This is a genomic window from Bradyrhizobium sp. 159 (assembly GCF_023073795.1).
Taxonomy (GTDB): Bacteria; Pseudomonadota; Alphaproteobacteria; order Rhizobiales; family Xanthobacteraceae; genus Bradyrhizobium.
Window position 1 is genome coordinate 1 of sequence record NZ_JADPKE010000021.1, and the last position, 13,159, is coordinate 13,159.

General features: G+C 59.8%; 8 protein-coding genes and 3 pseudogenes. 6 read left to right on the top strand and 5 right to left on the bottom strand.

The annotated features are described in order from the left end of the window. The coding region (gene groEL, locus IVA96_RS04165; RefSeq protein ID WP_247415474.1) for a chaperonin GroEL at positions 1 to 978 on the bottom strand (978 nt) is incomplete at its 3' end. A gap of 85 nt (positions 979 to 1,063) precedes the next feature. Further along, entirely contained in the window at positions 1,064 to 1,378 is a 315-nt protein-coding gene (gene groES / locus IVA96_RS04170) for a co-chaperone GroES (RefSeq protein WP_247277985.1), read from the bottom strand. A 2,120-nt stretch (positions 1,379 to 3,498) separates the two neighbouring features. On the opposite strand from groES, the pseudogene IVA96_RS04175 reads away from it, so the two are divergent. Next, a pseudogene (locus IVA96_RS04175) lies at positions 3,499 to 4,445 on the top strand (IS630 family transposase). 106 nt (positions 4,446 to 4,551) lie between these two features. On the opposite strand, the gene IVA96_RS04180 reads toward IVA96_RS04175, so the two are convergent. Next, positions 4,552 to 4,845 carry a hypothetical protein gene (locus IVA96_RS04180; RefSeq protein ID WP_346015486.1) on the bottom strand — a complete coding sequence of 98 codons (294 nt, stop codon included), beginning with the start codon at positions 4,843 to 4,845 and terminating at the stop codon, positions 4,552 to 4,554. Positions 4,846 to 5,133: 288 nt separating this feature from the next. Further along, positions 5,134 to 6,405, bottom strand: a complete 1,272-nt coding sequence (locus IVA96_RS04185; protein WP_018457197.1) for an alanine racemase — start codon at positions 6,403 to 6,405, stop codon at positions 5,134 to 5,136. 8 nt (positions 6,406 to 6,413) lie between these two features. On the opposite strand from IVA96_RS04185, the gene IVA96_RS04190 reads away from it, so the two are divergent. Both IVA96_RS04190 and IVA96_RS04195 read left to right on the top strand, forming a co-directional pair. Continuing rightward, positions 6,414 to 6,836: a flavin reductase family protein gene (locus tag IVA96_RS04190; protein ID WP_083926464.1), complete on the top strand. Its 423-nt coding sequence runs from the start codon at positions 6,414 to 6,416 to the stop codon at positions 6,834 to 6,836. A gap of 365 nt (positions 6,837 to 7,201) precedes the next feature. Further along, entirely contained in the window at positions 7,202 to 7,825 is a 624-nt protein-coding gene (locus IVA96_RS04195; RefSeq protein WP_247415476.1) for a hypothetical protein, read from the top strand. Between the two features lie 82 nt (positions 7,826 to 7,907). Here IVA96_RS04195 and IVA96_RS04200 read toward each other — a convergent pair whose 3' ends face one another. After that, positions 7,908 to 8,966, bottom strand: coding sequence for a pyridoxal-phosphate dependent enzyme (locus IVA96_RS04200; RefSeq protein ID WP_247415478.1), 1,059 nt, complete (start codon positions 8,964 to 8,966; stop codon positions 7,908 to 7,910). A gap of 2,079 nt (positions 8,967 to 11,045) precedes the next feature. On the opposite strand from IVA96_RS04200, the pseudogene IVA96_RS04205 reads away from it, so the two are divergent. The 3 genes and pseudogenes from IVA96_RS04205 to IVA96_RS04215 form a co-directional block, all read left to right on the top strand. Next, a pseudogene (locus IVA96_RS04205) lies at positions 11,046 to 11,210 on the top strand (HupU protein); the annotation flags it as partial. Further along, a pseudogene (locus IVA96_RS04210) lies at positions 11,207 to 11,711 on the top strand (nickel-dependent hydrogenase large subunit); the annotation flags it as partial. The pseudogenes IVA96_RS04205 and IVA96_RS04210, both read left to right, overlap by 4 nt. Before the next feature lie 339 nt (positions 11,712 to 12,050). Further along, positions 12,051 to 13,142 (top strand): hydrogenase small subunit, encoded by a 1,092-nt coding sequence (locus IVA96_RS04215; protein ID WP_247415480.1) that lies wholly within the window; start codon positions 12,051 to 12,053, stop codon positions 13,140 to 13,142. Positions 13,143 to 13,159: the final 17 nt, after the last annotated feature.

The window sequence follows — 13,159 nt, forward strand, 5'->3', positions numbered from 1 at the left end:
GTCGATCATCACCTTCTTGGCGCGACCGAGCATGTTGAGCGTGACGTTCTCGAGCTTGATGCCGAGGTCTTCCGAGATCGCCTGGCCGCCGGTCAGGATTGCGATGTCCTGCAGCATGGCCTTGCGGCGATCGCCGAAGCCCGGAGCCTTGACGGCCGCGACCTTCAGACCACCGCGCAGGCGGTTCACGACCAGGGTCGCGAGGGCTTCACCTTCCACGTCCTCGGCGACGATGATCAGCGGCTTGCCGGTCTGCACCACGGCCTCGAGCAGCGGCAGCAGCTCGTTCAGCGAGGAGAGCTTCTTCTCGTTGATGAGGATATAGGCGTCGTCCATCTCAACGCGCATCTTGTCCGCGTTGGTGACGAAGTAGGGCGAGATGTAGCCGCGGTCGAACTGCATGCCCTCGACCACGTCGAGCTCGGTCTCGAGCGACTTGGCTTCCTCGACGGTGATCACGCCCTCGTTGCCGACCTTCTTCATGGCGTCGGAGAGGAACTTGCCGATCTCGGCGTCGCCGTTGGCGGAAATGGTGCCGACCTGGGCGATTTCGTCGTTCGAGGTAACCTTCTTGGAGTTCTTGACGAGGTCGGCGACCACGGCTTCCACGGCCAGGTCGATACCACGTTTCAGGTCCATCGGGTTCATGCCGGCGGCAACCGACTTGGCGCCTTCACGAACGATCGCAGCGGCAAGCACCGTTGCGGTGGTGGTGCCGTCGCCGGCCGCATCGGCGGACTTGGAGGCGACTTCGCGCACCATCTGCGCACCCATGTTCTCGAACTTGTCGTCGAGCTCGATCTCCTTGGCGACGGTGACGCCGTCCTTGGTGATGCGGGGAGCGCCGAACGACTTGTCGAGCACGACGTTGCGGCCCTTGGGGCCGAGCGTGACCTTTACCGCGTTGTTGAGAATTTCGACGCCGCGCAACATGCGGTCGCGGGCGTCTACGCCGAACTTGACTTCTTTGGCTGACATGTGGGTTTTCCTGAATGTTTTACTTGGTCTCACCCTTGGCGACGCCCAGCAGGCGCTCCTCAGGATGAGCGGTGCGAGCGATGGTTTAGGCGGCCTTCTTCTTGGCGGACGCGTCCGTGAGAACGCCCAGGATGTCGCTCTCCTTCATGATCAACAGCTCTTGGCCGTCGATCTTGACCTCGGTGCCTGACCACTTGCCGAACAGGACGCGGTCGCCGACCAGGACGTCGATCGGGATCAGCTTGCCACTCTCGTCGCGGCCTCCGGGGCCGACGGCGATGACTTCACCTTGCGAAGGCTTTTCCTTGGCAGTGTCCGGAATGATGATGCCGCCAGCGGTCTTTTCTTCTGCGTCGATGCGCTTGACCACGACCCGGTCGTGAAGCGGACGGAATTCCATACAGATCTCCTAAGCATTTACACGCGTTGAAAATTTCACGATTGCTAGCAATCGCTGCCTGCGAGTGCCAATGCAGGCGCAGCTGAAATAGGACCGATTTTTTGGGGAACAAGTGTTTGTAGCAGGAAAATCGGCTGGGCCCGCGGGATCTCTGTGGGGCTGCCCCAAATCACCTCTTCGAGTTTGCCGCCGAGCGTCGTTCTTCTTCTGAGTGAGTCGTATGGCTCTGTCTCTCGACCTAATGTCATGTTCAATTCCTCTGCCCTAAATTCGAGATGGTAAAGGCCCGCCGATCTGGTGCCGGTTCAAATGAGAATCGTCGGCTGATTTCGTTCTAAGATTGCGATGCGTTTAGAACCTAACGCGGAGGTCGGGAATTGGAGGTATCGCTCCGCTTGATCGATGATCCGATACTCAGCAACTCGAGGCCAGGCAACGCTGGCTGCGAGAGCTAGCGCAGATCGTTCGGCACCTCGTCCAGTATCAGATCACCTTTGCGCGCCGAAGTCGCTGCTGGGCGGATCGCCCGTGCTCCAGACAGCGTGCGCGCCGATGCCCCGGTTTGCGCGAAAGGGCATGCCGGCATCGCGATAGGTCTATATGCGCAAACAGCTCGCCAAACTGTCCGGCGGCCATGACCTGGCCAAGGCGTTCAACTAAATCCTGAAGCGATGGGCGAGCTGTGAAGACGCCGGTGGCGGCGTGCTGATCAATACCGGAGTCAGCGTAGTTGTGATCTCGACAGGAACAAGAGCTGCACGGAATCTCCGCCCGGTCGCCCCTGGTGCACTTGTCGAAGCCTGGTGAACAGCAGGCTGTGAGCCACCCCGTACCGGCGCGCGACGCCGCAGACCGTCTCGCCAGCCTGCAAGGTCCATCCGACATGACGAACCTTCTCGTCGCAACTCCATCGCCGCCGACCTTCGGCGCCGAACACATCGACTTGCATTCGCCACGTGACCTTAAAGCTAGACTTAAGATGCTGCCTTGTGCTTTGGGCGCGTCTTTAGCTTTGGAGCTTGATAGGATTCATGTTGGACATCGTACACATACTGTGCGCCTCGGATTACCTGCGACACAACCGAGTCGTCCGAAAAGTCTCACACGACAAGCTATCTAAGGCGCTTGAATCGCACCTTACGTCAAAATGTGACGTATCGAAATAGGCGGCGACAGGCTTCGGTACCCGAAGCCCGTCCGAACGAGTGACATAGAGTGCAAATGTCCCAAATCCTAGGCTCATGCAAGATGAGCCCGGTCATCAGCGACTGTCGTGAAGCTCGCTGTGGCTGGTTCATAGAAACGCGCGTCCGACAGATGCGCTTGGCTCACCGCCGGATGGTAAGACGCCGCTCACATTGGGCACAGGCGCGGATATGACGCGGGTTGTCCCCCGGAAGAGCGGGGCTGCGGGAAAGCCGGCTGCCCGGGTCTGTCAGCGGAAAGTCAAATGGTCGCGCTACTCGAGCACGATCATAAGACTAGGGCACGTTGACTGGCGGCATGGACGCGGTCAGCCGCGGCACAAAGCCATCTTGGTGTCGGCCGCGTGCCGCCAACACTATTGTAAGCGCCACAAAAACGATCAGAAGTCCACGCATTCCAAAGAATTACCCACCAATTCCATCGCAATTATGAAACGGCTGACAGCTGATGCGCTTGCTCTAAGCTCGCCGCGAAAATGCCGCCGCGTTCAATGCAGGCTGTTAGGCTTGCAAAGTCGAAAAGATAGGCCCACTCAGTCGCCAAAATCAATATTCCTTGTATTTCCGAGTAAGTCTGCGAACCGGGTGGTCACGCTTGAAAAATGCACCGCGTGCGTATGATGTCCTTGTGGCGGTAAGACGTGGTCCGCTACGAAGCCGATCTCGCGATGCCAGCCCATGCACCGGTAAATTCCGGCATAGGGAGCCGTGGCTCCTCGCTCATGATTCTGGTCAAATGGCTCGCTGTTAGACTCGCGCAGATAACGCCCGTTCTTATAGACCGCGATTCGTCATCTCTCGATCGGCTAGCTTAACTTTGCCTAGAGCGTTTCATTGCTTAATTGAATCGGAGGGGATTCCGGTTTTTGGCGGTTTGTGATTCAAGATGCTGACTGGATTGGAGGCCAGCATCGCATGACCCGACCTCTTTCCCTGGATCTTCGCGAGCGTGTGGTGGCGTCTGTTTTGGCGGGCGAGAGCTGCCGGTCTGTGGCGGGACGGTTTGGTGTTGCGGTCTCGTCGGTTGTGAAGTGGTCCCAGCGCCAGCGGGCGACGGGCTCGGTTGTGCCCGGCAAGATGGGCGGGCATCGCAAACCTGTGCTTGATTCGCACCGCGCCTTCATCGTCGAGCGGATCACTCAGACGCCGCACCTGACGCTACATGGTCTGAAGGCGGAACTGGCAGCCCGCGGGGTCAAGGTCTCGCACAACGCGGTCTGGCTGTTCCTGCGCCGGGAAGGGCTTCGGTTCAAAAAAAACACTGTTCGCCCTCGAACAGGCTCGCGCCGACGTCTCTCGTGCGCCAGCGCTGGCGATCCTGGCAGGCCGGGCTCGATCCGGGCCGGCTCGTCTTCATCGATGAGACCTGGATCAAGACCAACATGGCCCCTTTGCGGGGCTGGGGCCCCAAAGGGGCTCGCCTGCGCGGCTTCGCGCCGCACGGTCACTGGCGCACCCTCACATTCCTCGGCGCGCTCCGCCATGACCAACTCACGGCGCCCTGCGTCTTCGACGGCCCGATCAACGGCGAATGCTTCCGCGCTTATATAGAGCACCTGCTCCTGCCAACTCTGCGCGAAGGCGACATCGTCATTCTCGACAATCTCGGAAGCCACAAGTCGAAAGCTGTCAGGCAGATGATCCAGACTGCTGGCGCCAGGCTCTGGTACCTGCTGCCATACTCGCCCGACCTCAACCCGATCGAACAGGCTTTCTCCAAGATCAAACACTGGATGCGGCAGGCTCAGAAGCGCACCATCGAGGATACTTGGCGCCACATCGGTCACCTCGTCCAGGACATCCAGCCTCGCGAATGCGCCAACTACTTCGCTAACGCTGGTTATGCTTCAGTCAAAATGTGAAACGCTCTAAAGGCAAAACGGGTGTGAGGTACCCATACACCCAGCGCAAAATGTCGCGATGGGCCCAGGAGCGGTCGTCTCAACTCACCCGCATAGCGAGCTAGCCTCACTCGCGGGAGCGTTCTGGCGGTTGAGGATTGTTGGCAGGATTGCTGTCGAACTTAGATATTTGACTGATGATCCCGCTACGGGCGACCGGCTGCAAGTCCGCTTCTAGCGCGTCAGCAATCTCCCTTTCATAGACCTCTTGATCATCCACGTAGAGCGTAAAGGATTTCAGATATTTTTCCTTCTTCTTCGGATCTTCGATCGTTGCCTTCGTCCACCGATAGAGCGGATAACTTTGACGCCGTTTTCCTCTGCCGCGGCGACATACTCCGCAAAGGCGTCGAACTGACATTTCGGTGCCGCACCATGCGCCGTGAGTATATCGAATAGAGGCCTCAGTGCCGGATCGCGAAAATTTCGACGTATTGATTCCGCTACCGCAGTATCGCGGACATCAAACCTAACTTGATATTGCCACTGCGAGGTCACGAGGCCCTACCGCTTCGCCATGCACTGGCTCATTCTATGCCAGTTCGCTCTGGTTACAAAACGAGACATCGCCAACTTCTGCCACCACAAAGCCCACCAGACTTTATGTGGCGAACTTTAGAATTCACCTGATTAGTATGTTCATGAGCAACTACGCGGCGGGCAACACGGTAAGTTCATCCTGCCCTACAGCCACGATCTTATCGACCGAGAACCCGTTGAATCTCGCCATTTGCGTATAGGCGCCCACATTCTGGAATTCAATCCAATCGCCTTCGTGCAAATCGCGTGGCAGTGAATACGAGAATCCAAGCCTGTCCGTGCCGTCGCAAGTTGGGCCGAAGATGATGAAGTCCTGCCACTCCTCAGTCTGGATCGGCCGTCCCCCACGCCAAGCACGGGCGGGGAGCAGAAAATATTGCCGGGCAGGTGAGAGCCCGCTGTAGATGCCCGCGCCGCAGTAGAGCGCCCCGTCTTTTCTTAAGATCACCCGGCAAAACAAAGAGATGCTATCATGAACCAGTGCTCGTCCGGGCTCACACAAGAGTTCAACACGCTTCAGTGCATCCGTTTCGCGCACAAGTTTCGTGATGTCGGAGAGCATGCTCAAGGGAGAGTTATAGGGGACGTTCAGATAATGGCCGGGAAAGCCGCCACCAATATCGAGCGCCGTGGGAGCCGGAGAAACAGCTTCAATAATGTCGACGGCCGCCCGAATGCCATGCAGGTACGGATCGACAACGATCGTTTGGGAACCTGGGTGAAAGGCCAAGCCCGTGGTCCAGCGCGATTGCGCGTTGACGAGACCCAGCAGACGGCTCGCTTCGGCGGGCGAGACACCAAACTTGCCGTTTAAGTCTAAGATGGCGCACGTCCCGCTACACTTGAACCGGACGTAGATTCGTATTTCCGGATCATGCGACGGCAGCACCTCAAGGAGCTTCCGCAGCTCGGCTTCGCAATCGATGACATAGTCGCGAACCCCCAGATCTCGGAACGTCCGTTCGATATCGCGACGAGATTTCACGGGATTCATGAACCATGAACAGGCCCGGGGAACAGTCGAATGGACAAGGCGGGCTTCGGCCAGCGACGCCACGTCGAATCCGGCCACTCCAGCGCGAGAGACCGCGTGAAGAATTTTGGGCAACGGATTCGCCTTCACCGCATACAGCACGCGTCCTGAGAAATGCTCGGTGAATTCGCGCGTGACGGATGCAAGACGCCCCTCATCGAACGTATAGAAGGCATCAACTTCCGCACTTTCCAATGATCTTACCAAGCTCATATTGCACCATTCCTCGCGCGCCAGAAGGGGAGTAGCCAGCGCCGTTGTTGCCGGCTGCGAGAGCAACGACCATGCCAGCGCTCCCCACGCGTTGAACCGCCTGATTACGCTTTGAAACAGCTCGCCATGCGCCACGGCGCGCGATGTCTTCTTTCGTACACGGCTGTGAAAAGCCAGACAAAGATCGAGGGGCCGCGCTGGGTCCCCGCAAACTTCAACGGGTTACCTCGCTCAGCGTCGATCCTCCGCAGCTTCTCGTCAACATCAACAGGCAAGCCTCCTCGTTTTCTCTAATTGCGCGCCACAGGACCTTTGGAGCGAATATCCTTGGCGCGGATCAACGCGACATTGCCGAACGCTTCAGTAATGGCCGATTCAAAGGCAAAGAGCGTTTCGACGGTTTCTCCTGGACGAGAGGTGCCAGTGGCGTGCCCTTGCTTGGCGAGGCATTGGCTGCACTCGAATGCGAAGTCGACGAGATCATCGAACGGTATTCGCACGGGATCGTCGTCGGACGCCTCGTCGACGTCGGACTGTCCCAGCGGCTGTCTGGCCTCGCATATTAAAACTCCGAGTATGTCGAGATCGGCTCTCGCCCGATTTCAACCTGATCGCTGCCGCAGGCTCTCCTGTTTGCTCCATGGCGGACCAGCAGGATTTAGATGGTGAAGCGCGCTAAAGCCATCCATTCAGGCGCAGAGTTGATCTGAGAAGCTGAGCCCGCCTTCTGCGAGCGTGCTTGTTTATCTTTCGATAGAGCGCCCGCAGATTGCGGCCTGTGCGGAGGAGCCCGCGCCACCGCGAGTGTACTTAGAGCTATGGCCGCGATCGTATCGTGCGTTTTTTCATTGCCTGTGCAGCGTTAATGCGCCGAGTGCCTGTTGGCGCGGTAAAACATCGATTTGTTGAACGAGATGGACGCTGAAGCGGCATGATCTTTCCCGATATCTTTGTGCGCATGCCAATTACTTTCACATGGACGCTCTTGACCGTCATCTATTATCTCGGCAACGAGAGCTATTATAGATCGAGAGAAAGAATGATGAATGTGATTGATCAAGCGAACGGTTCGGAGTTGCCGCCCGTCTTGCAGAAGTCATCAAGACGCCCTCCGTGGGTTTTTGGATTTATCGCCGTCTTCATCGGGCTATGCGTTGGGGGTGCATTTTACTGGCCCCATATCGACCGAATGATCGAGGCGTTAACGGCACGTGAAGTCGTCCCAATGCCGGCGTTGTCACCTGAAGACAAGGCAGCGCTTTCGGAGATCCGGTCGGGGCAACAGGAGGTGAGCGAGGAGATTTCAGCGCTTAACCGCAACATCGATGCGCAGCAAGCCGATTTGAAACGGATGTTAGATCAAATCGCAGCCCTGACCTCAAGAATTGAGTCTCTGCAGAACATTGCTGCGCCTCTTCCTGCAGATATTCGTCCGCCGGCAGCCCAGGCCGCATCAAAGCCGACTACAAGAGCCACTCGCCCGCCTAAACCAGAAGGGCCGGTTTCCGTCGGGGGCGCGCCGCTGGTTCCGGAGCCGGAGACGGACCGCCGATGATCTAAATCATGAAGCCTCGAGCCTGCCAGACATGGCCTCACTGAGAGGATGCAAGTCGAACTAGGAGCGAAGATCGCGGTGCTCACGTTCGGTCCTCCCAGGCGCATTCGGTGAGGAGGACGAGAATGCGGCTCGACCGGTCGAGTCCGAGATCGCTTGTATGGCTCGGGTCTGCGAGGGCAGCCATAGCACCCGCCAGGCCCGCTGCACCGGACGGCGTGGTGGCGAGGCCATCATGGGCGGAGAGTACGCGAACAGCATCCACCAATTCCGCCTCGGGCACGGTGATGGCCCGAGCGCCGTGACGCCTGAGCACCGCAACGGCGGGCGCACTCGCCTGGCCGCAGGAGAGCATCTCCGCGGATGTTCGGAGATCGCCCATCACCCGAATCGGGTGACCGGCCGCGAGCGCGGGCGCAAGACACGCGGCGGTTTCCGGCTCGACCGTCACGATGCATCCCGGAGGTGCCAGCCAGCCCGAGAGGCCCTCGGCGATGGCAGCGGCGAGTCCGCCGACACCAGCTTGTATAAAGACGTGTGTCGGACGCCCATGGCCGGCGAAGTCTACTTGATCGCGGATTTCCGCCGCCGTAACGCCGTATCCCGCCATGACGTCGCAAACGATGGGATCGTTCGGTTCGTCGGTCGTGTCGGCGACAAGAATGCCGGCGCCCTGGCAGGCCGCGGCTGCGGCCGCATCAACTGCATTGTCGTAGGTGCCCGGCACCCAGACGATCTCGGCACCCTGATTCTCGATGCGGCGCGCGCGCGCGTTCGGCACGCCCTCGTGCAGGAACACGCGGGCGGGCGCCCCGGCAAAGCGCGCGGCGGCAGCTACCGCGAGCCCGTGATTACCGTCACTGGCGCAGACCAGGGTCGGCTGCCCCTTAGGTCGGGCCGCGAGAAGGTCGGCCAACTGCATGCGCGAGGCCCGGGCGAGCGCGCGCAACCCGGCATAGGTGCCACCAAGCGACTTGAAGCTGCCGAGCATGCGGCGGCCCTCGTCTTTCGCTAGCACCTGCGCCACTCCGAGCCGCTCCGCAAGCGTCGGAAGGTTCAGGAGTGGCGTCGGCGCGTATGCGGGATCGAGGCGGCCAAGCTCGGCTGCGATCGCATTGACTGGTGAAGAGGTGCTGTTCATGCGTTGATCTTGCCCGCTACAGGTGACGGCTGCTGCTGGAGCGTTGCACAGCAACTCTTTCCGCCGATCATAACCAGCTGTACCTGCGAGCACCATCCTCGAGGACTTCGATCGCGCGCTTCTCCCAGGGGCCTTTTCGCGCTCGCGTCCGCCTACGCAAGTTTAAATTGCGGTTGGAGCGATCCCAGCGAAGCTCGACTGAAGGATTGCGGCGATGGCCCTCGCGGGTCCATCTCTGCGACGGAGCCCATCTACACCGACGCGAGCGCCATTGTGCGGGATGCTGCGGATCTTCGCGGATATCACGTCGCAGAACCAGCCGACGTTTCGAGCGAACAGTACTTAGGCTCTTGGGTAGTATTCGCCTGCGTGATCAAGGCGACCGTTTCCGTCATCAAAGTCTGGTCCTCCCTGCATGTGCACTCCGGTATTCGGCAAATGTGTGTTGTGTTCGATTCCGACGCGGTCGTGTTTCAATGCACGCTCATGTGTCGCGAAAACGACATTCCCGAAGCGAGGCAGTGGCGCTTTACAGATCGAAGGAAGTTCTGTCATATTTTATATGCGTTAAGTTTGGCCTCGGCGTGGGTGGCCGCTACTGGGTCACGCGGACGCTATGACATAGTGAACGAGTCTCCCATCACGTCAGCGAAAAGCGTATCGCCAACCGCGCTACTGTGACGCCAGAAAGCCCGGCCTTCCAGTTCAAATTAATCAATTCGCGCCTCGCGGGCTCCCCCGTGCGACTACCACCTTTCACATCCGTAACAGCCATGGCAGGATTTCTGCACTGTCAGCGCGGCGAGACGAGTTAGGATCGTTGGATTGCTCTCGCCCCGCGCGGCCAGAGTTAGAACCTTCTCGGCGAGGCAAGCCTTCAATGAAGACGTCCGCTTTGCTTCAGGCACCATCCGGACAGCATCCTCCAGAGCACCTTTCAGCACAGCATGCAGCTTGGTTTGAGAGGGTGGATATGACATGGCGCAAAATCCTGAAAACTTAGAATCAAACGATGAGGGCCCAGCATGTCCCAGCCTCCTGATGGTCCATCAAGACGGTAACGATGTTTAGTTTTGAGGTGGCGGTCAGTGGCTCAGCTGTGCCCAAAACGAATACAATGACTAGGACCCGTTGAATGTGACAGTGGAGCTTCACCGACAGCTAAATTTTTGTTCTGGTCATTGCTGCGATCTCGACACTAACGCGACCGGAAAGTCGTGCGGCTTCGGCATTGGCGAAGGCATTCTGACGTGGTGACGTCCAGATCAAGCTGAAATGACGCTTGTGCTACGCGGCTTCGTCTTCGAGCCGGACGTGCAGTTGGTGTGTCCCGCGATTGAAGAGGAGTTCGGATCAGCCGAGGCCCGAACGGTCTCTACAGGCAAGCATTGATGGGGCAAGCCACGCCTCTGCATACTATACTCTGGGCTAAGCCGCGGCGATATGTGCCGGCGAGGGGCGCGTTGAGGGTGCGCTAGACACTGCCCCGCGGCGACATAGTGCGTCGGTTCGCGAGGACCTTGCCGATAAAGCGGCTGCCGCAGATCACGAGATCTAGGCATTGACCCCGCTGAGGCCCAGGGCCGCGTTCCAACTTCTTAAGAGCATAAGGTGTCGCCCCTTTGGCCTAGTTATTCATTAGCGCCCGCTCGAAAGCCGATCACCGCCTCTCGTATGTTGAGTATAGCCGCTGCGCTCTGTTCGCTCACTGAGGCGTCAGGACAGGGCTTGCGGACGGCAGCACGGGCGTGGAGTGCGAACCGGAGTCGCGCCGGCCCTCGCCCTGCTTGAAATTCATCCAAGTGGGCGATGAGCCATTCCAACGTTTGTCCACGTGTCTGTTCGGAGGCGCCTTCGCTTTGCGCTGTTGGAATTCAGGCGTGCTCGCCAGCGAAGCGAAAACTGCACATATCGGGCCGATAAGCCGGCTCGGGCACGTGGCTCCGTTGAAGAAGATCTGTCGCGTCAAAAAGCAAGTCGAAGATTGATTGTCTTTCCAACATCGCGCGTACGCACCAGATGTACCGAGGGAGGTCGCGCCGGAGCAAGTCGCTTCGCGTTTCACTGTGGAGAGAGACATCCGCAAAGCTTGCCGGCATTCCGGTCGACTTCCGACCGACATGCCTAAGACCTCGTTCGTGGCGCTCGCGGCTCTGTCGAAGTCGGCGACGCCGCGGCCGGGTGCGGCTGAATGCGACCGCTGTCGTGCTGCCCGGCCGCCCGACGGCCAAGCGCACGCCATGACGCGCTTCACGATGGTCCCCTCAACGCGTCGAGGGCGATCTCGAAGTTGGCCTCGATGTCGAGAGTGGGCGGGCCATGCGCGCGGAGGTGACGGCGCCGCTGTGGCGGCTTCGAGCAGATCCTGGAGGCGCGTCCGCCCATCGAAGCGCGGGCGCTGGCGCCGCGGATCTGCGGCATCTGCTCGGTCTCGCAGTCGGTCGCCGCGGCTGTCGCTCTTCGCGATGCGATGGCGGCCGAGGTCGCGCCGAACGGGATTCTCGCCACCAATCTCGCGCATGAGGCGGAGAAGGCCGCCGATCATCTCACGCACTTCTACATCTTCTTCATGCCGGACTTCGCTCGCGAGGCCTGTGCCGCGCACTCCTGGCATGAGGAGACACGGGACCGTTTCGCAGCGACGCGCGGCCTGCGGCACGCGATGTCTTGCCGGCGCGGGCGCGGCTGCTCGAACCTATGGGTATCTTCGCCGGGAAATGGCCGCATAGTCTGGCCTTCCAGCCGGCCGATGTCGGCGGCCCGCTGGAGCAGGCGCTGATCGGCACTGATGTCGGCGGCGCCGGCGCACGCTCGGTCGCCATCCAACGTCGTGCGCTCGTTCGATCCCTGGATGGTGTGCGCCGCGCATTGAGTGGTCTCTCGCGCGGGGACGGAAACTTCGTTGTCGCCTGAAATCGAATGGTTTCCGTTTTCTCGGTCGGGGCATGCGCGCGCACCGCAATTCGAGCAATTCAAATCTGCAACAATTTGGTATCACTCTACTTTCCTTACGCTCCCGGTGCTTGGCCTGCTTCTTGCTGTCCTTGGCGTCATAGACAAGTCAAAGCCGAGGCGGGACGATTCATGGGCGCGGCGACGGAAACGTTTTACAGCGTGATCAGGCGACAAGGTATCACGCGTCGGAGCTTTCACAAATTTTGCAGCCTGACTGCGACGAGTCTCGGCCTCGGGCCCCTGGGGGCGAGCCGCATCGCGAACGCGCTCGAGACCAAGCCGCGCGTGCCGGTGATCTGGATGCACGGCCTCGAATGCACCTGCTGTTCCGAGAGCTTCATTCGTTCCGCGCACCCGCTGGTGAAGGATGCCGTGCTCTCGATGATCTCGCTCGACTATGACGGCACAATCATGGCGGCCGCAGGCCACCAGGCGGAGGCGATCCTCGAAGAGACCCGCGCCAAGCACAAAGGGCAATACATTCTCGCGGTGGAAGGCAATCCGCCGCTGAACGAAGGCGGCATGTTCTGCATCCACGGCGGCAAGCCGTTCGTCGAGAAGCTGAAGATGGTGGCGGAGGATGCGATGGCGATCATCGCCTGGGGCGCTTGCGCCTCGTGGGGCTGCGTGCAGGCGGCCAAGCCCAATCCGACGCAGGCGACGCCCATCGACAAGGTCATCGCCAACAAGCCGATCATCAAGGTGCCGGGATGCCCCCCGATCGCTGAAGTGATGACCGGCGTCATCACCTTCATCACCACTTTCGGCAAATTGCCCGAGCTCGATCGTCAGGGCCGGCCGAAGATGTTTTACTCGCAGCGTATCCACGACAAGTGCTACCGGCGGTCGCATTTCGACGCCGGCCAGTTCGTCGAGGAGTGGGACGACGAGGCGGCGCGCAAGGGCTATTGTCTCTACAAGATGGGCTGCAAGGGCCCGACCACCTACAACGCCTGCTCGACCGTGCGCTGGAATGGCGGCGTCTCCTTCCCGATCCAGTCGGGCCATGGCTGCATCGGCTGCTCGGAAGACGGATTCTGGGACAAGGGTTCGTTCTACGACCGTCTCACCAACATCAAGCAGTTCGGCATCGAGAAGAACGCCGACCAGATCGGCATGGTGGCGGCCGGAGCCGTCGGTGCGGCAGTCGCCGCGCATGCAGCGGTGACCGCGGTGAAGCGGCTCGCCGGCAAGAGCGAAGACGCGCACCACACCAGCTAAGCGCCAAAGAGATCCAA

Excerpts from the sequence above, each read along its gene's own strand:
- groES (WP_247277985.1), bottom strand. The coding sequence starts at position 1,378 with ATGGAATTCCGTCCGCTTCACGACCGGGTCGTGGTCAAGCGCATCGAC.
- IVA96_RS04180 (WP_346015486.1), bottom strand. The coding sequence starts at position 4,845 with ATGTCAGTTCGACGCCTTTGCGGAGTATGTCGCCGCGGCAGAGGAAAA.
- IVA96_RS04190 (WP_083926464.1), top strand. The coding sequence starts at position 6,414 with ATGTCTTCTTTCGTACACGGCTGTGAAAAGCCAGACAAAGATCGAGGG.
- IVA96_RS04195 (WP_247415476.1), top strand. The coding sequence starts at position 7,202 with ATGATCTTTCCCGATATCTTTGTGCGCATGCCAATTACTTTCACATGG.
- IVA96_RS04200 (WP_247415478.1), bottom strand. The coding sequence starts at position 8,966 with ATGAACAGCACCTCTTCACCAGTCAATGCGATCGCAGCCGAGCTTGGC.
- IVA96_RS04215 (WP_247415480.1), top strand. The coding sequence starts at position 12,051 with ATGGGCGCGGCGACGGAAACGTTTTACAGCGTGATCAGGCGACAAGGT.